This is a genomic window from Hymenobacter roseosalivarius DSM 11622 (genome assembly GCF_900176135.1).
Classification (GTDB): domain Bacteria; phylum Bacteroidota; class Bacteroidia; order Cytophagales; family Hymenobacteraceae; genus Hymenobacter; species Hymenobacter roseosalivarius.
The window spans coordinates 25,800-48,802 of sequence record NZ_FWWW01000082.1 but is presented as its reverse complement, the minus strand read 5'-3'; the positions used below and the strand labels follow the sequence as shown (position 1 = coordinate 48,802).

Annotated in this window: 20 protein-coding genes and 1 tRNA gene; 17 read left to right on the top strand and 4 right to left on the bottom strand. The window is 56.7% G+C overall.

The window, feature by feature from the left end:
* Window positions 1-41: 41 nt before the first annotated feature.
* Together B9A24_RS14830 and B9A24_RS14825 are read left to right on the top strand one after the other, a co-directional pair.
* Complete coding sequence (locus B9A24_RS14830) at window positions 42-740, top strand: PA2169 family four-helix-bundle protein (protein WP_084446807.1); 699 nt, start codon at window positions 42-44, stop codon at window positions 738-740.
* 173 nt (window positions 741-913) lie between these two features.
* On the top strand, window positions 914-3,523 hold the full coding sequence (locus B9A24_RS14825) for a M1 family metallopeptidase (RefSeq protein ID WP_084446806.1): 2,610 nt from the start codon (window positions 914-916) through the stop codon (window positions 3,521-3,523).
* 108 nt (window positions 3,524-3,631) lie between these two features.
* Here B9A24_RS14825 and B9A24_RS14820 read toward each other — a convergent pair whose 3' ends face one another.
* Complete coding sequence (locus B9A24_RS14820) at window positions 3,632-4,339, bottom strand: arylesterase (RefSeq protein ID WP_084446805.1); 708 nt, start codon at window positions 4,337-4,339, stop codon at window positions 3,632-3,634.
* A 125-nt stretch (window positions 4,340-4,464) separates the two neighbouring features.
* Between B9A24_RS14820 and B9A24_RS14815 the strand changes: the two genes are divergently transcribed.
* From B9A24_RS14815 to B9A24_RS14790, 5 genes are all read left to right on the top strand, one after another.
* Entirely contained in the window at window positions 4,465-5,169 is a 705-nt protein-coding gene (locus tag B9A24_RS14815) for an ABC transporter ATP-binding protein (protein WP_084446804.1), read from the top strand.
* A gap of 146 nt (window positions 5,170-5,315) precedes the next feature.
* Window positions 5,316-7,859 (top strand): ABC transporter permease, encoded by a 2,544-nt coding sequence (locus tag B9A24_RS14810; RefSeq protein ID WP_234997317.1) that lies wholly within the window; start codon window positions 5,316-5,318, stop codon window positions 7,857-7,859.
* A gap of 546 nt (window positions 7,860-8,405) precedes the next feature.
* Complete coding sequence (locus tag B9A24_RS14800) at window positions 8,406-10,277, top strand: cellulase family glycosylhydrolase (RefSeq protein WP_159452063.1); 1,872 nt, start codon at window positions 8,406-8,408, stop codon at window positions 10,275-10,277.
* 278 nt (window positions 10,278-10,555) lie between these two features.
* Window positions 10,556-11,881, top strand: coding sequence for a gluconate:H+ symporter (locus B9A24_RS14795; RefSeq protein WP_084446801.1), 1,326 nt, complete (start codon window positions 10,556-10,558; stop codon window positions 11,879-11,881).
* Window positions 11,882-11,974: 93 nt separating this feature from the next.
* Complete coding sequence (locus tag B9A24_RS14790; RefSeq protein ID WP_084446800.1) at window positions 11,975-12,916, top strand: sugar phosphate isomerase/epimerase family protein; 942 nt, start codon at window positions 11,975-11,977, stop codon at window positions 12,914-12,916.
* Window positions 12,917-13,192: 276 nt separating this feature from the next.
* Here B9A24_RS14790 and B9A24_RS14785 read toward each other — a convergent pair.
* A tRNA-Lys gene (locus B9A24_RS14785) sits at window positions 13,193-13,265 on the bottom strand.
* Between the two features lie 225 nt (window positions 13,266-13,490).
* On the opposite strand from B9A24_RS14785, the gene B9A24_RS14780 reads away from it, so the two are divergent.
* Window positions 13,491-14,057, top strand: coding sequence for a hypothetical protein (locus B9A24_RS14780; protein ID WP_234997315.1), 567 nt, complete (start codon window positions 13,491-13,493; stop codon window positions 14,055-14,057).
* A 257-nt stretch (window positions 14,058-14,314) separates the two neighbouring features.
* Window positions 14,315-14,536: a hypothetical protein gene (locus tag B9A24_RS14775; protein ID WP_084446798.1), complete on the top strand. Its 222-nt coding sequence runs from the start codon at window positions 14,315-14,317 to the stop codon at window positions 14,534-14,536.
* Window positions 14,537-14,662: 126 nt separating this feature from the next.
* Here the strand turns inward: B9A24_RS14775 and B9A24_RS14770 are convergent, their stop codons facing one another.
* A complete protein-coding gene (locus B9A24_RS14770; RefSeq protein ID WP_200813929.1) occupies window positions 14,663-15,469 on the bottom strand; it encodes an SDR family oxidoreductase in 807 nt (268 codons plus the stop codon).
* A gap of 183 nt (window positions 15,470-15,652) precedes the next feature.
* On the opposite strand from B9A24_RS14770, the gene rlmD reads away from it, so the two are divergent.
* The 3 genes from rlmD (at window position 15,653) to B9A24_RS14755 (ending at window position 17,885) form a co-directional block, all read left to right on the top strand.
* Window positions 15,653-17,062 (top strand): 23S rRNA (uracil(1939)-C(5))-methyltransferase RlmD, encoded by a 1,410-nt coding sequence (rlmD, locus tag B9A24_RS14765; RefSeq protein ID WP_394334638.1) that lies wholly within the window; start codon window positions 15,653-15,655, stop codon window positions 17,060-17,062.
* A gap of 92 nt (window positions 17,063-17,154) precedes the next feature.
* Window positions 17,155-17,436: a GIY-YIG nuclease family protein gene (locus B9A24_RS14760; protein WP_084446796.1), complete on the top strand. Its 282-nt coding sequence runs from the start codon at window positions 17,155-17,157 to the stop codon at window positions 17,434-17,436.
* Between the two features lie 74 nt (window positions 17,437-17,510).
* The gene (locus tag B9A24_RS14755) at window positions 17,511-17,885 is read left to right on the top strand and encodes a hypothetical protein (RefSeq protein ID WP_084446795.1); all 375 of its coding nucleotides are present in this window, start codon (window positions 17,511-17,513) and stop codon (window positions 17,883-17,885) included.
* 171 nt (window positions 17,886-18,056) lie between these two features.
* Here B9A24_RS14755 and thiL read toward each other — a convergent pair whose 3' ends face one another.
* On the bottom strand, window positions 18,057-19,085 hold the full coding sequence (gene thiL, locus B9A24_RS14750) for a thiamine-phosphate kinase (protein ID WP_084446794.1): 1,029 nt from the start codon (window positions 19,083-19,085) through the stop codon (window positions 18,057-18,059).
* Window positions 19,086-19,236: 151 nt separating this feature from the next.
* On the opposite strand from thiL, the gene B9A24_RS14745 reads away from it, so the two are divergent.
* From B9A24_RS14745 to paaD, 5 genes are all read left to right on the top strand, one after another.
* Window positions 19,237-19,824, top strand: coding sequence for a TetR/AcrR family transcriptional regulator (locus B9A24_RS14745; RefSeq protein WP_084446793.1), 588 nt, complete (start codon window positions 19,237-19,239; stop codon window positions 19,822-19,824).
* 100 nt (window positions 19,825-19,924) lie between these two features.
* A complete protein-coding gene (paaA, locus tag B9A24_RS14740; RefSeq protein WP_084446792.1) occupies window positions 19,925-20,914 on the top strand; it encodes a 1,2-phenylacetyl-CoA epoxidase subunit PaaA in 990 nt (329 codons plus the stop codon).
* An 80-nt stretch (window positions 20,915-20,994) separates the two neighbouring features.
* The gene (locus B9A24_RS14735) at window positions 20,995-21,675 is read left to right on the top strand and encodes a phenylacetic acid degradation b (RefSeq protein ID WP_084446791.1); all 681 of its coding nucleotides are present in this window, start codon (window positions 20,995-20,997) and stop codon (window positions 21,673-21,675) included.
* Window positions 21,672-22,427: a 1,2-phenylacetyl-CoA epoxidase subunit PaaC gene (gene paaC / locus B9A24_RS14730; protein WP_084446790.1), complete on the top strand. Its 756-nt coding sequence runs from the start codon at window positions 21,672-21,674 to the stop codon at window positions 22,425-22,427. The genes B9A24_RS14735 and paaC overlap by 4 nt, the downstream gene beginning before the upstream one ends.
* Before the next feature lie 62 nt (window positions 22,428-22,489).
* The gene (gene paaD / locus B9A24_RS14725; protein WP_084446789.1) at window positions 22,490-22,969 is read left to right on the top strand and encodes a 1,2-phenylacetyl-CoA epoxidase subunit PaaD; all 480 of its coding nucleotides are present in this window, start codon (window positions 22,490-22,492) and stop codon (window positions 22,967-22,969) included.
* Window positions 22,970-23,003 lie beyond the last annotated feature (34 nt).

Here is a 23,003-nt window from a genome sequence, read left to right as displayed (position 1 = left end):
AGACCAACGTAAGCCTTGCTATTAATATCACTTATTACGTCATGAACCAACCACAGCAATCATCTCCGCAAAATAGCAAGTCAAAGCAGTCGGAAGGCTCCGGCCAGCTGCTCGACCAAGCCAAGAACTGGCTCAACGAAGGTAGCGTACCCGATTTGCTCGGCCAGCTACCCGAGTCGGTTAAAAAAATAGGCACGAAAGCCACCACCGGCTACAATAAGCTCAGCACTACCCAAAAGGTAGTTGGCGGCGCGGCCATTGCGCTGGGCGTAGGCTATCTGCTCACCAAAGGCAAGAGCACCGACAAAAAAGCCGACACCTTGCAAGAGCTGCTGCTCTTCGTCAATGACCGGATTGAAGGCTACAAAAAGGCCGTAGACGAAAGCCAGGACACGGAGCTTACCAGCTACTACAAGCAGCTGGTAAGTCAGAGCCAGCGCTTCGCGGGCGAGCTTAACGACCACCTGCGTCAGCAGGGCGGCGAGCGGGAAGAGGGCACTACAATTAAAGGCAAGATCTACCGTCGCTTCATGGAAGCGACAGCTGCCGTGACCGGCCACAGCGAAAAAACGATTCTGGCCACCAACATTCATGGGGAGATGTGGGCGCTGAAAGCCTACAAAGAAGCGCTCAGCGACCGTACGCTGACTGGCGCGTTGCGCCAGGAAGTAGAGCGTCAGCACACACAGTCGCAGCAAACGTATGACAAGCTGAAGCGACTGGTAGAAAAGCAGAGCTAGTCGCAGGCAAGCTAAGAAAGGCCCTATTGGGGTGGCACGCGTTGTCACTTCAATAGGGCTTTTTGTCTTATCTGCCTGCGAAAGCCTAGCCAATGGAGGATCAACCACTTATTTTGGTCATGCATCCGCTGATTTAGGTTAATCTTGTGGCTTTCTCCCGCTGCTTTCCCTTTATGAAAAACAGGTTCAGTGAGTTCGTACAGTTTGGTTTATTCTGCTTCGCCGTGGCCGTGCTGGCTTGTTGCAGCCAAGCAACGGAAACAAACGACATAGCCGTAGAAAAAGGCGTTTCGCAAGAGCTGGCCACCTACCGCAGCCAGGTAGTGTCGGAGCTGGCGTATGCACTGCACTTCACCATTCCGGCCGCCAAAGAACAGCCGATTCCGGCTACCGAATCTATCTCCTTTCTGCTAAAGGAAAATAAAAGCCCCCTACAACTCGATTTCAAAGAAAATACCGACCATCTCAAGCGCCTCGTGGTCAACCAGAAGCCCGTTGCTATTGACCACCGCGATGAGCATATTATTATCCCAACGGCAAGTTTGCAGGTGGGCAAAAACCGGATCGATATTGAGTTTGTGGCCGGTAATTTATCGCTGAATCGGAGCGACGATTTTCTGTACACGCTGCTGGTGCCCGACCGCGCCCGCACGGTGTTCCCGGTCTTCGAGCAGCCTAGCCTGAAAGCGACGTTTCAACTCACCCTGACCCTGCCAAAAGCGTGGCAGGCCCTGGCCAACGGGCCCCTGCAGGACTCGGTAGTTACCGCCACCAACAAGACGTATCGGTTCGCGCCCTCCGATACAATCAGCACGTATTTGTTCTCGTTCGCGGCCGGTGAATTTCAGCGAATTTCACGCCAGGAAAAGGGCCGCGTCATGCACTTTCTGCACCGCGAAACCGACCAGAGCAAGTTGAAGCTGAGTCTGGACCCGATATTCCAGATTCACAGCGACGCGCTGGCGTTTATGCAGAGCTATACGGGCATTCCCTACCCATTCCAGAAGTTTGATTTCGTGGCCCTGCCCGACTTTCAGTACGGCGGCATGGAGCATGTGGGCGCCATCGATTATAAGGCGGCTACGCTGTTCTTGGATGAAGGCGCCACGCAGGATCAGAAGCTTGCGCGCTCCAGCCTCATTGCCCACGAAACCGCCCACATGTGGTTCGGTGATCTGGTGACGATGCAGTGGTTTAATGACGTGTGGATGAAGGAGGTATTTGCCAATTTCATGGCCGATAAAATCACCCAGATTGCCGTCAAGAACTCCAATTACGACCTCAAATTCGTGCTGGATCATTTCCCCGCCGCCTACGGCATCGACCGCACGGAAGGTGCGAATCCGATTCGGCAGCCGTTGGAGAATCTGCAGGACGCCGGTTCACTGTATGGCAATATTATTTACCACAAAGCGCCCATTATGATGCGGCAATTGGAGCGGCTGATGGGACCTGAAAAATTTCAGCAAGGCTTGCAGGAATATCTCCGCAAATACGCCTTCGGCAACGCCACCTGGCCTGACCTGATCAGCCTGCTCGACGCACGTACGCCGGCCGATTTGCAGGCCTGGAATCAGGTGTGGGTAAATGAGCCTGGCCGGCCCGTATTTGCGTACGATTTGCAGACGCTGGGGGGCAAAATAACGAAGCTGACCCTGACCCAGAAAGCGGAAGACAAGTCGGACCGGATCTGGCCGCAGCTATTCGAGATACTTTTAGTATATCCCACTGGTAACAAAGAGGTTACGATAAACATGAACCAGCGCCAAGTAACGCTCAATACGTTGAAAGGTGAGCCGGTGCCCACGTATATTCTCTTTAATTCGACGGGTCTGGGCTACGGCCTGTTTCCGGTGGATAAGAAAATGCCCGCCAACGTGTTTGCCCTGCAAAATCCGGTGGCGCGGGCAGCGGCATACGTGAATTTGTACGAGAATATGCTCGATGGACGCGTGGTGACGCCATTGGAGCTATTGGCGCTAAATCGGCGGGGCCTCAGCGAGGAAGAAGAGGAGCTGAATCTGAAGCTGTTGACCAATCAACTAAGCGATATTTTCTGGAAATTTTTGTCCCCCGCAAAACGCCCGGAGCTTGCTGCTGCCCTGGAAAATGAGATCTGGCAGGCGATGCAGCAAAACCCCACCAGCAACGCTAAAAAGCAGCTATTTAAAGCGTACCAGTCGGTGGCCTTGACCCCCGCCGCGCAGGCCAGATTGTATGATGTATGGGCTGCGGAAAAGGCCCCGGATGGCGTTAAATTAACGGAAGATGACTACACTTCCCTGGCGCTGGCGCTAGCCGTGCGTAACCACGCTTCCGACGGTGAAATTTTGCGGAAGCAGCTAGCAAGAATCAAGAACGAAGACCGCAAAAAACGCATGGGATTTTTGCTGTCCGCGCTGTCGGCGGATGTGAAAACCAGAGACGCATTTTTTGCTTCGCTCAAGGACGAAAAGAACCGCAGCAAAGAGGCCTGGGTGGTCGCGGCGCTCGGGTATTTGCACCATCCATTGCGCGCTGAAACTTCGGAGAAATATTTGCCGGAAAGCCTGAATCTGTTAGCTGAGATTCAGCAGACGGGGGATATTTTCTTCCCGTATTCCTGGCTGCAAGCCTCTTTCGGCAGCTACCAGACGCCGACCGCGGCCCGCACCGTTCGCGCTTTTCTAACCCAGCATCCAGACTATAATCCGAAGCTGAAAGCGAAGATTCTGCAGGCCAGCGATGATTTGTTTCGAGCTGAGAAGCTGGCGGGGAAGCGAGTGTCAGAACCTGGCGCGTGACCTCACCCCCGGCCCCTCTCCTCGGGGAGAGGGGAGCCAGCCGACGACTACGACAACCATTTTTCCAGAACGCACCCCTCTCCCTGAGGAGAGGGGCCGGGGGTGAGGTCACGAGGGCCGCGCCGCTGCCACTGGTTGCTTTAGCAGTGGCAGCAAAATATCCCACACGGTGCGGGCAATAAGCCGGTGGCCAGCGGGCGTGGGATGAATGCCGTCGGGCTGATTGAGCTTGACTACTCCGCCCACGCCTTCGAGCAGGAAAGGAATGAGCACGAGCTTGTTTTCGCGGGCCAACTCGATATAGGTTTGCTTAAACTGGGTGGCATAATCAGCGCCTAAGTTGGGCGGGATCTGCATGCCGGCCAGCACGATTTGGGTTTGGGGGCTGATGCGGCGCACGGTGTCGATGATAGCTTGCAGGTTGCGGCGGGTGTCGGTGAGTGGCAGGCCGCGCAGGCCGTCATTGCCGCCCAGTTCCAGCACGAACACCTCTACGGGCTGGCGTAGTACCCAACCCACGCGGCTGCGGCCGCCGGCGGTTGTCTCGCCGCTCAGGCCGGCATTTATCACGGTGTAGCCCAGGCCGGCGGAGTCAATCTTTTGGCCTACCAGCGCCGGAAATGCTTCTTCCGGCTCTACGCCGAGCCCGGCCGTCAGGCTGTTGCCGAAGAACAGAATGGTGCGGGAGCGCGCCGTAGCGGGCTTTTTATCAGCAGCCGGTGGGGTAGCAACGGATGTAGTGGTTTGCGAATCGGAGCCGCAGTTGGTTAGCGTGAGCAGCAGGCAGCAACTAAATACGGATAATAGGGTTTTCATGCGTAGGGGGCATTTTTGAGATATAAGCGTAACGATAAAAAGTATTACAAAGATTAAAACGTCGTTTAAAGTGCAGCCACTCCCTCCGTTATCGTTCTTTTTAACAACACATACGCCCATCCTTCGTGCTTAAAGTAGAAAACCTCACCAAGTCATACGCCAGCGGCGGCCGCGACCTCACGGTGCTGGAAGCTGTCAGCTTTGAATTACAAGCCCAGGACACGTTTGCTATTGTAGGCCCCTCAGGCAGTGGTAAGACCACGTTGCTCGGTCTCTGCGCCGGCCTCGACCGCGCCAGCGCGGGCAGCGTCTGGCTCAATGGCATCCAGCTCGACGACCTCAGCGAAGACCAGCGCGCCGCCGTGCGCAACGAGCATGTGGGCTTTATTTTCCAGAATTTTCAACTCCTGCCCTCGCTCACGGCCCTCGAAAATGTGCTGGTGCCTTTGGAGCTGCGGGGCGTGCGCGGCGGCACCCGCACGGCTCAGGAGCTGCTGGAGCGCGTGGGGCTGGGCGGGCGCGGCCACCACTACCCTACCCAGCTTTCCGGCGGCGAGCAGCAGCGCGTGTCTTTGGCCCGCGCCTTCGCTAACCGGCCCAAAATCCTGTTCGCCGATGAGCCCACCGGCAACCTCGACGCCGACACCAGCGCCACGGTGGTGGAGCTATTGTTTGAGCTGAACCGCGAAGCTGGCACCACGCTAGTTTTGGTCACTCATGATCTAGAATTGGCGGCCAGAACGCAGCGCATCGTGCGTATCAAGGGCGGCAGCGTGGTGTCAGACACGGTAAACCAGGAAAGCGCGGAAATAGCCCGCCTGTCATCCTGATCTGGCGTCCGCTTGCGAAGGACCTTATCACATCAGCACAAGTCGTTATTAGACGCATCGTTTTGAATGTGATAAGGTCCTTCGCAAGCGGACGCCAGATCAAGGATGACAGACGATTAACTAAGCCCCAAGCCCCCAAGACTCCAATGTCCAACTTCCTCTTTATCTGGCGCATGGCGTGGCGCGACAGCCGCCGCAGTCGCTCCCGCCTGCTGCTCTTCACTTCGGCCATCGTGCTGGGCATCGCGGCGCTGGTGGGCATTAATGGCTTCGGCGATAACCTGGCTCGCAGCATCGACGAGCAGGCCCGCGAGCTGGTGGGAGCCGATCTGGTACTTTCGGCCAGTCAGCCGTTTGATTCTACCCTGCAAACCACGCTGCGCCGGCTCGGCGAGCGTCGCAGCCAGGAGGTAGCGTTTGCTTCTTTGGTGCAGTTCCCCAAGGGCCAGGGCGTGCGTCTGGCGCAGGTGCGGGCCCTCACAGGGGGCTTTCCTTACTACGGCGAATGGCTTACGGAGCCCGGCAGCGCCGTGGCCGCGTTTCGCGAAGCCGGCCCCGCCGGTCAGCGCGTGGCGTTGGTCGATGATGCCCTGCTGGCCCAGTTTGCCGCCCGCCCCGGCGACTCGATTAAGGTAGGCGAGCTGACGTTTCGCATCGTGGGAAGGGTACGCAAGACGCCGGGCCAATCCGGATTTAGCGCCTCCGTAGCGCCCACGGTGTTTATTCCCCGCGAATTGGTGGAGCAAACCGGCCTGTTGCAGCGCGGCAGTCGGGTGCAGTACCGTACCTACTATCAGTTCGCGCCGGGCACCAACGTCGACCAGCTTATCCAGCCCCTGACTGCCCGCCTCGACCAGGCCAACATCGACAGCGACACCGTGGCCGAGCGCAAGCGGCAGACGGGCCGCTCCTTTACCAACGTCACCCGCTTTCTGAATCTGGTGGCTTTCGTGGCGTTGCTGCTGGGCTGCGTGGGCGTGGCCAGCGCCGTGAGCTTGTACGTGCGCGAGAAGGTGGCTGCCGTGGCCGTGCTGCGCTGCCTGGGGGCTAGCGGCTGGCAGGCCGTCCTGATTTATTTGCTGCAAACGGCACTTATGGGGCTGCTGGGGGCCATTTTGGGCGCGGCGCTGGGTACGGGCATACAGCTATTGCTGCCGAAGGTGGTAGAAGGCTTTCTGCCCGTCACGGTGAGCGTGGCCATTTCGTGGTCGGCGGTGGCCGAGGGCATCGTTACGGGCGTGTTCGTGGCCGTATTGTTTGCCTTATTGCCCCTATTGAGCATTCGGCGGGTGTCGCCCCTGCGCACGTTGCGGGCCTCGCTGGAAGAAGACACCGCCGGCCCCGATCCGCTGCGGGGTGTGGTGTACGGGCTGATACTCCTGTTCATCACCGGCTTCGCCTACCTCCAAACCCGCGACTGGAAGCTGGCCTTAGGCTTCGCGGGGGGCTTATTGCTCACGTTTGGGGTGCTGGCCGGCGTGGGCGAAGGCTTGCGGCGGCTGGTGCGGCGCTACTTTCCCAGCTCCTGGAGCTACGTGTGGCGGCAGGGCCTAGCCAATCTGTACCGGCCTAATAATCAGACCTTACTGCTAACGGTTTCCATTGGCCTGGGCGTGTTTCTGCTGGCCACGCTGTATTTATTGCAGGGTCTGCTTCTGAGCCAGGTGGAAATATCGTCCACGGGCGGGCAGCCGAATCTAGTGTTGTTTGATATCCAGTCAGCCCAGCGGGAAGGCGTCACGCAACTCGTGAAACGCAACGGCCTGCCCGTATTGCAGGAAGTGCCCGTCGTGACCATGCGCTTATCGGCCATCAATGGGCGCTCGGCGGCGGAGCTGAAAAAGGACACGGCCAGCGGCGTTTCCAAAGGCGCGCTGGGCCGGGAGTACCGCGTGACTTACCGCGACTCGCTTATCAGCTCCGAAACGCTGGAAGCCGGCCGCCCGCCCTTCCTGGGCTCCGATGGCATCCCGCGCGTGTCCTTCGATGACGGCTTTACAGAACGTTTAAAGATTAAAATTGGCGATACGCTAACCTTCAACGTGCAGGGTGCGCCGCTGGTCACCATCGTGGGCGGCACCCGCACCGTCGACTGGAGCCGGGTGCAAACCAACTTCCTGGTCGTTTTTCCCAACGGTGTGCTGGAGCCGGCCCCGCAGTTCCACGTCCTGCTCACCCGCGTACCCGACAATGCCACGCTGGCCGCCGTGCAACGCGAGCTGGTCACGAATTTCCCCAACGTGTCGGCCATTGATCTGGGGCTGATTCTGCAAACGTTGGACGAGATTCTCACCAAAATCTCCTTTGTCATCCGCTTTATGGCCCTGTTCAGTATGGCCACCGGCCTGCTCGTACTGGTCAGCTCGGTGGTGGTGAGCCGCTACCAGCGGGTGCGGGAAAGCGTGCTCCTGCGCACCCTGGGCGCGAGCAGGGGGCAAATTTTGCGTATTACCCTGGTCGAATACGCACTGCTGGGACTCCTGGCGGCAGTAGCGGGGCTGGGGTTAGCGGTCATGGCCGCCTGGGCCCTGGGCGCGTTCGTATTTGAAGTGGCCTTCGTGCCCCAAATCGGCCCGCTGCTTCTGCTGGCCATTCTGACAACAGCTCTTACGGCCATAATTGGCCTGCTCAACAGCCGTGATGTGCTCACTCGCCCGCCGCTGGAAGTACTGCGGGGCGAGGTAAGCTGAGGCCATGCGAGTTTTTTCTCTTCGTTCGCGAGCCTCACATACATAGCCTGTAGAAATTTAAGTAAAATGCAGCAGCTCCTCTTATGGGGGGCTTTTTGCCAATTATGCCAGCCTTATGTAGCGCTGCTTTGCAAACGCGCGCCAGGACTAACGGCGGCCAGGCCCATAAACTTCCTCAAAACCGAGGTACACCCACGAACCCAGACCAGGACAAGGGCATATTTTTCCGGGACGGCATTGTTTTTTAAGCGCCAAAGCCAACAGGACGCGCCGGCCCGCAAGCTCACCCAGGCGCTCCAGACAAGCATTTGACGAGTTGGGTAAGCGTGTGCCTTAAGCGTCAGGCAAGCGACTGGGAGGCTTTTTTGGTTGAAATGGGAGGGCTTTTCTTTCGCAAAAGCCTTATACCTTATCGGACCGATCTTGAAGTGGCCGCTCACGAAAGCGCCTCTTTTTCCTCTCTGCTTCCTTCCTAAAACGTTTTGATCATCGCCCGCGGCAGGCGGCTGTATGGCCGAAGTGGGGAAGCGATTTAAGTCCCGCATCATGACTACTCACTTACCCCAAACTTCCCGCCTGCTTCTCATTTCCGGCCGTTACCTGGGCCTGCTCATCTGTTACTTAATGAGTGGGGGGCTTTTTTGCCTGGGCCAAACACTCAGCCCTCTGCACGCGGCCGGCCCGCGCCTGGTAGACGCGTCCGGCCGTGAGGTAGTGCTGCGGGGCTACAACGTGGGCGGCTGGCTGCTCCAGGAAAGCTATATGCTGGGCACCGATACGCTCAATAGTCAGTGGCGTATTCAGCAGGGTCTGCTCCGTACCATGCCCGAGGCGGAAGTAGAAGAGTTTTACCGGCAATACCGTAAGAACTTCATTACTAAGGCCGACATTGATTTTCTGGGCAAGCAGGGGTTTAACGCCGTCCGGCTGCCTTTTCACTACGATTTGTTTCTGACGCCGGCCCAACGCCGTGCCCGCACGGCCGTACTCCGCAACCCGCGCAGTGAGGCGCAATTATCGGCCTACGTGGAGCAGCTCGGCACCTGGCACGACCAGAATCAGCTGTTCACCGATGAAAACCTGGAGGGGTTTCGCTTCATTGATGACGTCGTGAATTGGTGCGCGGCTAATAAGATGTATGTCATTCTGGACTTGCACGCGGCCCCCGGCGGCCAGGGCACCGACCGCAACATCAACGATAATTTCCGCCCCCTGGACCTGTGGAAGCGGCGCGACAAAAAGGGTCGGCTCATTTATCAGGATGTGACCGTGCGCCTGTGGGAGAAGCTGGCAGCCCGCTATAAGCAGGACTCGCGCATTGCCATGTACGACCTCATCAACGAGCCCCATAATCTGAATGCGGCCAATGGGTTATCGGCTGATAATCAGGAGCTGCGCGCCCTCTACGCCCGCTTGATTACGGTCGTGCGCGCCCAGAACGACCAGCATTTAATCCTGCTGGAAGGCAACGGCTACGGCAACGATTACACCAACCTCACCCCCGACAAGCTGGGCGTCCGCGACCGTACCAACCTTGTTTATAACGCCCACCGTTACTGGTGCACCAACGCACCCGAGGCAACTGACCCAAACCCGAATCAAGTTAACCTAATCCGTAACCTGGTGGCTTTCCGCGACCGGTGGCAGGTGCCGGTGTGGGTGGGCGAAACCGGCGAGAACTCCAATGAGTGGTTTGCCGCCGCCGTGCAGGGCCTGAATGCTCAGAACATTGGTTGGTGCCACTGGAATATCAAGCGCGTGGACTCCGGGGCGGGCTTGCTGCGCGTGGCGCCCTACGGTAGTCTGCTCACGCCCCAGGGACGGACGGCGCTGCTGCGCAACGTGCAGTTTGCCAATTGCCAGATAAACCGGGATGTACTGGCGGCTCTCACCCAGACGGCCGGCACGCGCGCACCTTTTGCCCCCCACACTATTCCCGGCACCATTCCCGCCACCGATTACGACCTGGGCCGCGACGGCGTGGCCTACCACGACAGCTTCTCGGCCCGCACCGACTACCGCGACCATACGCCCCCCAACCAAGGCCAGGCCTACCGCAACGACGGCGTGGATATCAGCCCCAGTCCCGACGCGGCCAACGGCTTTGCCGTGAGCCAGTTGGAACCGGGCGAGTGGCTGACATATACCGTAAAAGTAGCCGCAGGCGGACCCTATACCGCCGAGTTGCGTCTGCAACCGGGCACTACGCCCGGCCGCCTCCGGCTGGAGCTAGACACTCAGCCAGTAGGCACGGTTACCGTCCCGGCCGGTACTGCCTGGACCACCATCACGCTGCCTACACCCGTGTTGCCAGCTGGGTCGCATACGCTGCGCCTGCTCATAGAATCGCCGGTAAGTCAGCTGGGCGGGCTGCGCTTTGCACCGGCCGCCTCTACCGGGGAAGCAAGCAGAAAGTAGGCCCGCCGTACCAGAGCAGAGGCGCTTCCCTGATGGGGCTGCGTCGCACGGCGGCCAGCGCAGATTCAGCGAATTTTGAGGAGCATTTTCCTCTTCCTGCTCTTCACAAATACATTTCAGGACTTATTAGCTTGACAATAAGCATCTTGAAACCAATTATTTAATAAAGTGGCAACAACGGCTAAAGAAGCAAAAAAAGCCCCCCAGGCGCTTTCCGAGTAATTGCATAGCCACAGCCGCGTTAGTTCTACATTAGCCTTCTCCTTGCTGATCGCTCCATGACCTTGCTTATCATTCTGCTGGCAGTGCTTGCGCTTATTGCCCTTACTACCTGGGGTAAGGTGAATGCGTTTCTGGCCTTTCTGCTGGTTACTATTCCAGCAGGCCTGGCTCTGGGGCTCCCCCCCGGACAGGTACTGGCCGCCGTGCAGAAGGGCCTAGGCGATACGCTGGGCTCGGTGGCCTTGGTGGTGGTGCTGGGTGCCATGCTCGGCAAGCTGGTAGCGGAAAGTGGCGCGGCCCAGCAGATTGCCGCTGTCCTAGTCGGCATGTTTGGGCCCAAAAATATCCAGTGGACGATGATGACTACGGGCTTTATCATCGGTATTCCTCTGTTTTATAACGTAGGCTTTCTGCTGGTGATACCACTGATCTTCTCCGTAGTCTATCAGTACCGGCTGCCGGCCGTATTTGTGGGTCTGCCTATGCTCGCCGCGCTCTCCGTTCTGCACGGCTTTCTCCCCCCGCACCCGGCTCCTACGGCGTTGGTAGTGCTTTTTCAGGCCAAGGTAAGTACAACGTTCGGGTATGGTCTGCTGGTAGCGGTGCCAGCCGTTATTATTGCCGGCCCTTTGTACAGCCGCACGTTGCGGGGCCTGGTATCGCGGCCCCTGACGGGTTTTGTGCGCGAGCCACGACCAGGCGCCGAGCTGCCGGGTCGGTGGAACAGCTTTCTCTCCTCCCTGCTGCCGGTACTGATACTGGCACCCGTGCTTAGTTTACAGGGCGCTTTGCCCACAGATGGTGCACTAGCCCCAACCCTGGCGCTTTTAGCCGACCCAGGCATAGTCATGCTGCTGTCGGTGGGCGTAGCTACGGTCAGCCTGGGCCTGCGCCAGGGTAAAAGTATGCGAATGGTAATGGAAACTTACGGTGCGGCTGTTCAGGACGTGGCCCTGTTGCTGCTCATCATCGGCGGAGCCGGAGCCCTGAAAGAAGTGATGCTGGCCAGCGGAGCCGGCTCCGCTATTGGGGTGGGCATGCAAGGCACCGGGCTGCCACCGTTGGTACTGGGCTGGCTGATCGCGGGCCTTATTCGGGTTTGCCTGGGCTCAGCCACGGTAGCGGGCCTCACGGCGGCCGGGGTCATTTTGCCTACTATGGCTCAAACATCCGTAAATCCAAACCTAATGGTATTGGCCATCGGGGCGGGCAGCCTGCTATTCTCGCACGTCAACGACAGCGGCTTCTGGTTATTCAAAGAATACTTTAACTTGTCAGTGCGCGATACCTTGCGCTCCTGGTCGGCCATGGAAACCATCGTGTCGGTGGTGGGGCTGCTGGGCGTGCTCCTGCTCGACTGGATTCTGCCCTTGATTTCCTAACTGACAATTTATAGTGCGGGAGGCAGCCACGATGATACCCGCCAGATGGCGGTAGCAGATTTTTAATCAATTATTCTTTACTCTGTCCTTTTTATGACCACCACCCGTCGTCAGTTTCTAAAAAGCACCGCCGCCTTTACAGCCGCCATCAGCTTCGCGCCGCAGTTAGTGGCTGAGAAGCTGGCTCCTAAACCAGCGCTGGAAATCTCCCTGGCCGAGTGGTCGCTGCACAAAACGCTCTTTAGCAAGCAGATGAGCAATCTGGATTTTCCGGTCGCTGCCAGACAGAAATTTGGTATTAGCACCGTGGAGTACGTGAACCAGTTTTTCAAAGATAAAGCCCAGGACCAGACATACCTGAAGGAACTGCTACAGCGGTGCCGCGACCATGGCGTTAAGAATCACCTGATCATGATTGACGGCGAAGGTGACTTGGGTGCGCCTGATCAGGCGGAAAGAACAAAAACTATTGAGAATCACTATAAGTGGATAGATGCCGCTCACTACCTGGGCTGCGCGAGTATCCGGGTAAACGCGTTTGGCAAAGGCCCGGCGCAGGAGGTGCAGCAGGCTGCCGCCGAGGGGCTAAGCCGATTGGGCGAATACGCGCAGCAGGCCCGTCTCAATATCATCGTGGAAAACCACGGCAGCTATTCCTCCAACGGCCAATGGCTGCTGGGCACCATCAAAAAAGTCGGACGGAGCAACGTGGGCATCCTGCCCGACTTCGGCAACTTTTGCGTTCGGCGCGACACGGCCGAGCTATACCGTGGGAAGTGCGTGGAAGAATACGATAAGTACAAAGCTGTAAAAGAATGGATGCCGGTAGCCAAGGGGGTAAGCGCCAAAACGCTTGCCTTTGACGCAAAGGGCAACTGCATCGAAACGGATTATGACAAAATGTTCAAAATCATCCGCGACTCAGGCTTCAAGGGCTACGTCGGTATTGAATACGAAGGCGAGGTATTAGGCGAGGAGGAAGGCATTCGGAAAACCAAAGCCTTGCTGGAAAAAGTAATAAAACGCCTCGGCTAAGGCCAGACGTACAACGGGGAGATTTTTTTACCCATGCCTGGAAGCCAGTTTTTCGGTGTTAGCACGAAGTATGCGCACCGTAGGTTGTCCTCTATTAACCCAATTAACCTTTTCTCAGAGCAGGTTAGGGAATTATCACGCTTCGAAAGAGCCAACAGGACAATGCCCAACCCGCTTTCATACGCCCTTTATAGCTTTAAACTGAGAATACAGCTTTTCGAATCGTAACGACTCAGCTAAACAAAGAAAAAGCCTCAACTTTCGTTGAGGCTTTTGTGATCCCGCTGGGATTCGAACCCAGGACCCATACATTAAAAGTGTATTGCTCTACCAGCTGAGCTACAGAATCGTTTATTTGCAACCAGGAAACGCCTTCCTTGATTGCGGGTACAAAAGTAGAGGGGCGCTCCTTAACCACCAAACGTTTTGCTAAAAAAGCTGTATCTTTTTTTCTTTTTTGGCATTTTTCAGCCAACCTGTTCTGGGCCAAAAGAATAGCTCAGCTCTTGCTAAAGCAGATTCTCTGTTTGAAACCAAGGCTTACGAGCGAGCATATCCATTATATCGACAGGTATTGCGGCAGGAACAATTGGTCTCGACACGCCTGCTGCTGCGCATGGCTTATATCCAGGAAGGCTTGGAGCATTATCCAGCTGCGCTTTACTATCTAAGCCTTGCCCAGGCGCGTCAGCCTCGGGCGGCGACCTGGCTTAAAATGACGGAGCTGGCTCAGAATTATCGCCTTACTGGTTATACGAACACCTGGCAACAACAACTGTTCATCACCGTTCGACGCTACTATTACCGCGTCCTACAGGTATTATTGGTGGGTGCGGTCATAGGCGGCACCCTGCTTTTGGTGCGGCACCGCCAGACAGGCGCTGGCTGGTGGGCGGTCTACGCCGCCTATGTAGGGCTGACGGTTGTGTACCTAAACATATTCGGGCCGGAGAAGGTGGGCATCGTATCCAGGTCTGCCGCGGCACTGATGGCAGCGCCCAGCCCCGGGGCTACCTGGCTCACCACCGCCGCCGCCGGCGACCGATTGGTGGTAGTAGGCCAGCGTGACATTTGGTACGAGGTGCAGTGGCGCGGACAGTCAGCCTACATTCGGCACCACGATTTGATGCTTGTGCGATGAGAAAAAAGCTCCCCAAAGCCGATTTCACCAGCAAGAAACCCTTATTTCGAATAGTAGGAATAGAGGTTTAGGACTTACGCAGTTGCCTGTGCGAAATCGCCTCTACTGCCCCTGGGGGGCTTTTTTCAGGTTGCCCCCGTCGCTTTTGTGACTACACTAACTGCTTGATTTTCAATATTTTTTATTTCAACTGCGTAAGCCCTAAGGTCATAGAATTAGCACGACTCTTTTCTATACTGTAGTAATAGTCTGGGGGTGTGAATAGCTGGCTTTACAAGCAAAAAGCCTTGAAGGATGCAAGTTATGCTAAAGCAAAAGTTACTTATCTGCGTAATTCTAAAGGAATAAGAGTGTCACTCGTATCCTTCATTACCTATCAATTCGTCGTTGATGGGCAGAAAATCGAAGGAAATCAAAAGGCAGAGGAAGGGTTATCACCAGTAATAGGCGACTGCATAGAAATCATTTATAGTAGATAAGACCCTAAGGTGTCAAAGATTGATTTTAAGCAAGGAATTATTACCTGTGACTAAAAAGCAAAGCCTGCTCCTAGTGAAACAAGCTTTGCCTTTTACGTTTTGTCAAACCAACTAGCGTCTAACCTTTTATTTCACCGGTGAGCCTTCTTCTTTACGGAAGTGATTGAGCACAAGCTTATCGGTGAGAGCGGGTAGCCATTTATTCAGGAAAACTGTCAGCTTGCCCTGGGCGGTGAGCACCAGGTCGCGGCGGCGCTGCCGCACGGCGCGTAGCAGGTGGCGGGCCACTTCCTCGCTGCTCATCATCTGGCCCTCGTCGCGGGGCGATTCGCCCTGGGCTGAGCCATCGGCGGCCAGGGCGGTTTGACGGATGTTGGAGGAGGTAAAGCCGGGGCAGGCTACCAGCACATGCACGCCCTGGGGCAGCAATTCGGTGCGCAGGGCCTCCAGGAAGCCTTGCATAGCGAATTTGGAGGCCGAATAGCCCGTGCGTCCCGGCAAGCCGCGGTAGCCGGCGATGCTGGAAATGCCCACGATAGAGCCTTTGGCAGCTATAATATGCGGCAAGGCGAACTTAGTGGTGAAAACGGTCCCGAAGAAGTTGGTCTGCATTAGGCACTTAATCACTTCCAGATCAGCGTCCTGAAACAAGGCCCGCATGGAAATACCGGCATTATTAACCAGCACATCCAGCCGGCCGAAAGCGCCTACCGTTTCCTCGATGACGCGAGCTGAGTCGGCTTCGTCGCCGACATCGGCGCGCACGGTGCGGTGCTGAATGCCGAGTTGGGTAAGCTGCTGGCCGGTTTCGGCGAGCTTGGCTTCGTCGCGGCCCGTGACGACGACGCGGGCGCCGGCTTGCCCGAATGCCACGGCGCAGGCCCGGCCGATGCCCGAGGTACCGCCGGTGATGAGCACTACTTTATCTTTCATATGCAGTTGTACAAGCAGAAACAGACCCACAACTCTGCGGCCCACTGGGGGGCAAAGTTAGGCGAAAGGTGAAGTTGTAGAATTGTGAAATAGTGAGTGGTGAAATGGTGAATGGAAAATGAGGCTTATGATCATTCACAACTTCACCACTCACCATTTCACCTTTCCCCTACCTTTGCACTTGTGACTACGACAGCTAAAAAACTCAAGACGGAGGGACTCCGCGAAATTGAAATTACGACCATGGTAGCCGAGGGCAAATGCCTCGTGCGCCATGATAACCTGGTCATTTTCGTGACCGGCGTAGCGCCCGGCGATGTGGTGGATCTGCGCATTACCAAAGCCAAGAAAAGCTTCCTGGAGGCCGTGCCCACGCGTTTCCATAAGTACTCCGACCTGCGCGTGAAGCCTTTCTGCCAGCACTTCGGCACCTGCGGGGGCTGCAAGTGGCAGCACTTGGGCTATGATACCCAACTGCACTACAAGCAGCAGCAGGTGGAGGACACGTTGCAGCGCATTGGCAAGGTAGAAATACCCCCCGTGGCCCCGATTCAGCATTCACCGGCCCGCACGTATTACCGCAACAAGCTCGAATATACCTTCAGCCACAACGGCTGGCTTACCAACGAGCAAATTCAGTCGGGCGCGGAGATTGAGCGCCGGGTGCTGGGCTTCCATACTCCGGCCCGCTTCGACAAGATCATCGACGTGCAGCACTGCTGGCTGCAGCCCGAGCCCTCGAACGAAATTCGGCTGGCCGTGCGCAACTACGCCCACGAGCACGAATTGCCCTTCAATAACCTGGTGACGCAGGAGGGCTTCCTGCGCAACCTTATCATCCGCACCGCCAATACCGGCGATTTGATGGTGATTCTGCAGTGCTACTACGACCACGATGCCCTGGTGCCCCTGCTGGATTATCTGCACGCGAAGTTTCCCCAAATCACCTCCCTCAACTACGTGCTCAACAATAAGGGCAACGAGACTTTCCACGATCTGGAGGTGGTGTGCTACAAGGGTGAGCCCCACATTCACGAGGAAATGGAGGGGCTGCGCTTCCGTGTGGGGCCCAAGTCTTTCTACCAAACGAACTCGGAGGGCGCCTATAATCTCTACAAAATAGCCCGCGATTTCGCCCAGCTGACCGGCAATGAGCTGGTGTACGACCTATATACGGGCGCTGGCACCATCGCCAACTTTGTGGCCCGCCAGGCTCGCCAGGTAATTGGGGTGGAATACGTGGAGCAGGCTGTGCAGGACGCCTACGTAAACTCGGAAATCAATAATATCACGAATACGGCTTTTTTTGCCGGCGACATGAAGGACGTGCTCACCGCCGACTTCACCGCCCAGCACGGCCGCCCCGACGTCATCATCACCGACCCGCCCCGCGCCGGCATGCACCCCGACGTCGTGCAGCGCCTGCTCGAAATGCGCGCCCCCCGCATCGTGTACGTCAGCTGCAACCCGGCTACTCAAGCCCGGGATTTGGAGCTGCTAGATTCTGCGTACCGCGTGACGCGCGTGCAGCCGGTGGATATGTTTCCACACACGCATCATGTGGAGAACGTGGTGGCGCTGGAGCTTAGGTAGGTTCATCTGATAATCGTCTGTCCTCCTGAGCTTGCGAAGGACCTTATCACAACAGAACAAGTCGTTGCAATACCATTTCTGTTTATTCAGCTATGCCGTACTACGTGTACATCACGACAAACCCAGCCAAAACGGTTTTATACATCGGTATTACGAACAGCCTTCCCCAGCGCATGGCGCAGCATTACGATAATCGTGGCACTAACCAGACTTTTGCTGGTCGTTACTTCTGCTATAATCTGGTGTATTTTGAAGAGCACATGGACAGTAAAACAGCCATTGCCCGCGAAAATGAATTGAAAGGCTGGACGCGGGCAAAAAAGGAAGCGCTGATTGCTTCAGAGAACCCTGAGTGGCTTTTTTTGCAGTCTTGACGGTATTAAAGTGCATCGGCGATAAGGTCCTTCCTTCGTCAGGATGACAATGTTAACAACGACAGCCATCTTACATGGATTATTCAAACGACCCCGAACTGAACGGCAAATACCTTGGCACCATCACCAAGGATTTCGCTACCGTATCGGATACACTGAAAGAAGCTTCTTATCAAATTCGGAAGCGGGAGATTTCGAAGTATCCCATCTTCGTGTTTGCCCGCCAGGAAGTGCCGCTGGGGGGCCTTTTGGTGAATGCCGACGAGCTAAACCTGGAGTGGCACGTCTTCGCTTCGTATCTGGATGTATTCGTGCAGCAACGCGTCATCAGCCCGGAAGGCATTGAAGCCTTTGAGCAGACCTATAAAGACCCGGAAGAGTATTGTTGCTTATTTGTACTGGACGACGAGTTCACGAACTTCGTGTACGTGCCGTATCCTGAGGACTAGATCACAGATTGCCGCTGATTTTGCGCGGATTACACTGATTCAGACGTCAGCTTACAAACACAAGAAGGACCAGTAGTACTGGTCCTTCTTGTGTTTGTGTTAGTTTACAATTACTCTGTTACTCGCGTCTGAATCAGTGTAATCCGCGCAAAATCAGCGGCAATCTGTGATCTAGAAATGCTGGAACCCTTGCGCGGTAATGGGCACGGGCTGGCCGGCTTTGGTGATGAGGTTTACGCCGTCGCTTTTCTCGGTGATGTGACCGAGGATGGTGATATCGGGGTGGTTTTTGATTTTGGTGTGGTCCGCTAAGGGCAGGGTGAAGAGCAGCTCGTAGTCCTCACCGCCGTTGAGCATGCACATAATTGGGTCGAGGTTAAACTCGTTGGCGACTTCCAGCATAGGATTAGCGGCGGGCAGATTCTCGGAGAAAATGCGGGCTCCCGTACCGGAAGCCGTGCAGATGTGCAGGATTTCGGAGGCCAGACCGTCGGAAATATCAATCATGCTGGTCGGAGTCAGGCCTAGGTCGCGCAGCTCATGGATAACGTCCATGCGGGCTTCGGGGCGTAGCTGGCGCTGGAGCACGTAGGTGTAGTTGGCTAGTTCGGGCTGCATGTCGGGGTCAGCGAGGAAGGCGGCTTTTTCGCGTTCGAGTACTTGCAGGCCCAAAAAAGCCCCCCCAAGGTCGCCAGTTACGCAGATCAGGTCGTTGGGCTGGGCTCCGCTACGGCGCACAGCGCGGCCGGTTTCTACCTGGCCCAGAGCCGTGATGCTGATGGTAAGGCCGCCGCGGCTGGCGGAGGTGTCGCCGCCCACTAGGTCCACGTTGTAGGCTTCGCAGGCCATGCGCATCCCTTCGTACAGTTCCTCAATTGCCTCCACGGAGTAGCGACTACCGATGGCCAGCCCCACCACGATTTGCGTGGGCAGGGCGTTCATGGCGGCAATATCCGACACGTTGACGGCCACGGCTTTGTAGCCCACGTGCTTCAGGGGGCAAAAAGTAAGGTCGAAGTGGACGCCTTCCACCAGCAGGTCGGTACTCACCACGATATCGTGTTGGGCTGCAGGCGTCAGGATGGCGGCGTCGTCGCCGATGCCGAGCGTGGTGCTGGGCTGGCGCAGGGTGATGGTTTCTTGGATGCGGCGGATCAGGCCGAACTCGCCGACTTTATCTAAAGGAGTGATGTCGCTCATAGACGCAAAGGTACGCGGGGTTTTGGGCTGGTGTTCTGGCGTCGGGTTCCCGCAGAGGAGCGCGGAGGTTGTTCGGGCAATCCTTCTTGGTTTTAAACGCAACCCAGGCTTGCTAACGAACGTTAGGAACCTTAGCTTTGTTGAGCAAACTATGGAAGCTACTGCCCCACCCCTCTCGCGTAAAGCCCAGATCGACCAGACGGCTACGGCCCTGTTTCGGACGCGGGGCTTCGCGGCTACCAGCATGCGGGAGCTGGCGGAGGCGTTGGGCCTGGAGGCGGGCAGCCTGTATTCCCATATCAAGTCGAAGCAGGAGCTGCTGCACCGTATCTGCTTCCGTTTGGCCGATGATTTTTTTGCCGGTTTTGCCGCCGCTACCCAGGCTGCCGACGAATCGGCGGCTACACAGCTGCGGTACGCTATTGAAAGTCATGTGTGGGTACTAACCCAGGATGTGGCCGCTTCTGCTGTGTTTTTGCACGAGTGGCGCCACCTGAGCGAGCCAGCCCGCACCGAATTCCTGGCCTTGCGCGAGCGGTACGAAGTCGGCTTTCGGCTTTTGATTCAGCGCGGTGTGGAGCAAAACGACCTGCGTACTCCCGACGCGGCGTTTGCCACGCTCACGTTATTGGCCAGCTTAAACTGGCTGCCTACTTGGTATAAGCCGGAAGGAAAAATGCCCCCCAGTGACATTGCCCACCGCCTGGCCGAGCAGCTGTTGTCCGGGTTGAGGGTTTAGAAGTGAGCGTTTGGAATCTGTTCCTACAGCTCCTGTCTCCTGTCTTACTTCTCCCCTCTAAGCTCTCATTTCTTATATCTCACCTCTCACTTCTAAAAATATGTACGGCTCCGCAAGCACCCACGATATTCCGGCCAGTGCCGCTACCGGCCTCGAAAACGAAGACCCGATTCTGCTGGCCGAGTTTGAGGCGCGCATTGCCCGCGGCGAAAAAATCGAGCCCCGCGACTGGATGCCGGCTTTGTACCGCAAGCAACTCATTCGCATGATTGAGCAGCACGCGCACTCCGAAATCATCGGCTCCTTGCCCGAAGGCACCTGGATTACGCGGGCGCCCGGCTTCCGCCGCAAAATGGCCCAAATGGCCAAAGTGCAGGACGAAGTAGGCCATGCGCAGCTGCTGTATTCGGCGGCTGAAACGCTGGGCAAAACCCGCGAGCAGATGCTCTCGGACCTGATTAACGGCAAGAGCAAATACTCCAACGTCTTCAATTACCCCGCCCTCACCTGGGCCGACTCCAACGTTATTTCTTGGCTGATTGATGCCGGGGCTATCGTCAATCAGATGGCTAATGCTAAGGGCAGCTACGGTCCGTATTGCCGCGCCCTGGAGCGGATTTGCGCTGAGGAAAGCTTCCACTTGAAATATGGCCATGATGCCGTGGTGCACCTGGCTACCGGCACACCCACCCAGCGCCGCATGATTCAGGAGGCGCTGAACCGTTGGTGGCCCCCAATTATGACCTTCTTCGGCCCTTCGGATAAGATGAGCGTGCACACCGAGATTCTGATGCGCTGGAAAGTAAAAATGGCCTCCAACGATCATTGCCGCCAGCAATTTCTGGATATGTACGTGCCCAAAATCTGGGAGCTGGGCCTGACTGTGCCCGACGCTAAGCTGCGCAAAAATGAGGACGGCGTGTGGGAATTCACCGAGCCCGACTGGGAAGATTTCAAGCGCGTCATCAACGGCGACGGGCCCTGCAATGCCGAGCGCCTGGCCGTGCGCCGCGCCGCGGAAGAGAATGGTGCCTGGGTGCGCCGTGCCTTGCTTTCGCCCAAGGCGAAATACGTGAAGCCGCTGGCTTAAGCAAGTTGAAATAAACAAGAACGTCATGCAGAGCGGTAGCGAAGCATGACGTTCTATTAGATCGACACACATTTCTCCCAATGTCCCTCTCCTCCCTTGACCCGCGCATTGCCCGCCTCGCGCTGCCCGATTCGCCCCCGCCCCCACCGGATAAGCCCGAATTAGATCAGTTTGAGACGTACGAAGTGTTTCACCAGAAAAAGGAAGGCACCGCCTACGCCTACGTGGGGCCAGTACATGCACCTTCTTTAGATGTGGCCTTTCTGTTTGGTAAAGAGCAATATAGCCGCCGTTTTGCCTGCACCGGTCTGTGGGTAACGCCGACCAGCGCCGTGCAAGTCACAGCCTACGGCGACGACGCCGGCTCGATATACGACACATTGCCTGGGGGGCAAATTGAGCCCACGGAAGCGCCACTTTCCGAATCAGCGGAGGAGCAAGCGGCGTACGCGGCTGGTGAAGAAGACTACGATATTTTTCACCTGAAGAAGCGCGGTAAAGCGCATGCACACGTTGGCAAAGTGCGCGCCAGCTCGCCCGCAATGGCTTTACAGCAGGCTAAAGCGGTGTTTGGCGAGCAAAGACCAGTGGTGAATGTGTGGGTGATTCGCTCGGCCGATATCCTGCGCTCCGACGAAGACGACCGCGACATCTGGTCGACTACACCCGAGAAGAAATACCGCGAGGCGCTAGCCTACAAGGTGCAGGACAAAATCGAGCGATTTAAAGCAGAAAATTCAGAAAATACCCCCCAGGCATGAATACCGAAGCGCTGAAAGACCTGCTCTACCGCCTGGCTGACGACCAGCTTATCCTGGGCCACCGCAACTCTGAATGGAACGGCTTGGGGCCTATTCTGGAAGAGGATATTGCCTTCTCCTCCATGGCCCAGGATAAATTGGGCCACAGCCTCCAGCTCTATACGCTTCTCCACCAGCTGGGTGAAGCAGAGCCCGATACGGTAGCTTTCACCCGAAATGCCCCCCAGTTCCATTGCACCCAGCTAGTGGAGCTGCCCATCGGTGAATACGATTTCAGCCTAATTCGGCACTTCCTGTTCGACCACGCCGAGATACTGCGGTTTGAGGCGCTCAGCCACAGCCACTATGAGCCCCTGGCGCAGGTGGCGCGCAAGCTGAAAGGTGAACTGAAGTACCACATTCTGCACGCCAATACTTGGATCAAGCAGCTCGGCAGCTCGACGGAGGAAGCCATTGAGCGTCTGCAAAACTCGTTGAATTACACCTTGCCCTACGCCCTGGGCCTGTTTGAAAAAACGGCGGCTGAGGACGAGATTATCGCCGCCGGCATCTTCGTGGGCGAAGACGAAATAAAGACTCGCTGGCAGGAGAACATCACCAAAATACTGCGCCAGACGGCGCTGGAATTACCTGATGCGGCCACCCTTACGCCCGTGTACGGCGGCCGGACGGGCGAACACACCGAGCACCTGCAACCCTTGCTCGACGAGATGGCCGAAGTATTCCGCGTCGACCCGACGGCGGAATGGTAGCGGTACGGTAGCGCGGAGTGGCACTCCGCGCCACTCATCCCATCACTCCATCCTTCTGTATCATGGACAAAGCCACCATTCTTACCTGGCTCGAAGCGGTAAAAGACCCCGAGATACCCGTGCTTTCGCTGGTAGACCTGGGCGTTATCCGCGACGTGGTGATCAGCGAAACCGGCCGCGTGACGGTGAAGATGACGCCCACGTTTTCGGGCTGCCCGGCCATGGACTACATGCAGCGCGACGTGGTGCAAACCCTGCAAGCGCACGGCATAGCCGATGTGACAACAGAAATGAGCTTTGAGGAACCTTGGGACACAAATATGGTTTCGGAGAAAGGTCGCGAGGCGTTGAAGAACTTTGGCCTCGCGCCGCCGCCCGCGTACCAGGGGATTCTGGATCTTGATATTCTGGAATACGCCCAATGCCCACATTGCAATAGTCACGATACAGAGCTGCGGACGCCTTTTGGGGCCACTTTGTGCCGCTCCATGCACTATTGCAACAACTGCCGACAGCTATTCGAGCAATTTAAGCCCGTTTAATATCTAGAATATGTTTCTTCGCCGAACTTCGGCG

Bases quoted from the DNA above. Each gene is read 5' to 3' on its own strand.
- B9A24_RS14820 (WP_084446805.1), bottom strand. From the start codon at position 4,339: ATGAAAACCCTATTATCCGTATTTAGTTGCTGCCTGCTGCTCACGCTA.
- B9A24_RS14745 (WP_084446793.1), top strand. From the start codon at position 19,237: ATGGAAGCTACTGCCCCACCCCTCTCGCGTAAAGCCCAGATCGACCAG.
- B9A24_RS14800 (WP_159452063.1), top strand. From the start codon at position 8,406: ATGACTACTCACTTACCCCAAACTTCCCGCCTGCTTCTCATTTCCGGC.
- B9A24_RS14830 (WP_084446807.1), top strand. From the start codon at position 42: ATGAACCAACCACAGCAATCATCTCCGCAAAATAGCAAGTCAAAGCAG.
- B9A24_RS14755 (WP_084446795.1), top strand. From the start codon at position 17,511: ATGGATTATTCAAACGACCCCGAACTGAACGGCAAATACCTTGGCACC.
- B9A24_RS14795 (WP_084446801.1), top strand. From the start codon at position 10,556: ATGACCTTGCTTATCATTCTGCTGGCAGTGCTTGCGCTTATTGCCCTT.
- thiL (WP_084446794.1), bottom strand. From the start codon at position 19,085: ATGAGCGACATCACTCCTTTAGATAAAGTCGGCGAGTTCGGCCTGATC.
- paaA (WP_084446792.1), top strand. From the start codon at position 19,925: ATGTACGGCTCCGCAAGCACCCACGATATTCCGGCCAGTGCCGCTACC.
- paaD (WP_084446789.1), top strand. From the start codon at position 22,490: ATGGACAAAGCCACCATTCTTACCTGGCTCGAAGCGGTAAAAGACCCC.
- B9A24_RS14810 (WP_234997317.1), top strand. From the start codon at position 5,316: ATGTCCAACTTCCTCTTTATCTGGCGCATGGCGTGGCGCGACAGCCGC.
- B9A24_RS14760 (WP_084446796.1), top strand. From the start codon at position 17,155: ATGCCGTACTACGTGTACATCACGACAAACCCAGCCAAAACGGTTTTA.
- B9A24_RS14790 (WP_084446800.1), top strand. From the start codon at position 11,975: ATGACCACCACCCGTCGTCAGTTTCTAAAAAGCACCGCCGCCTTTACA.
- paaC (WP_084446790.1), top strand. From the start codon at position 21,672: ATGAATACCGAAGCGCTGAAAGACCTGCTCTACCGCCTGGCTGACGAC.
- B9A24_RS14770 (WP_200813929.1), bottom strand. From the start codon at position 15,469: ATGAAAGATAAAGTAGTGCTCATCACCGGCGGTACCTCGGGCATCGGC.
- B9A24_RS14825 (WP_084446806.1), top strand. From the start codon at position 914: ATGAAAAACAGGTTCAGTGAGTTCGTACAGTTTGGTTTATTCTGCTTC.
- B9A24_RS14735 (WP_084446791.1), top strand. From the start codon at position 20,995: ATGTCCCTCTCCTCCCTTGACCCGCGCATTGCCCGCCTCGCGCTGCCC.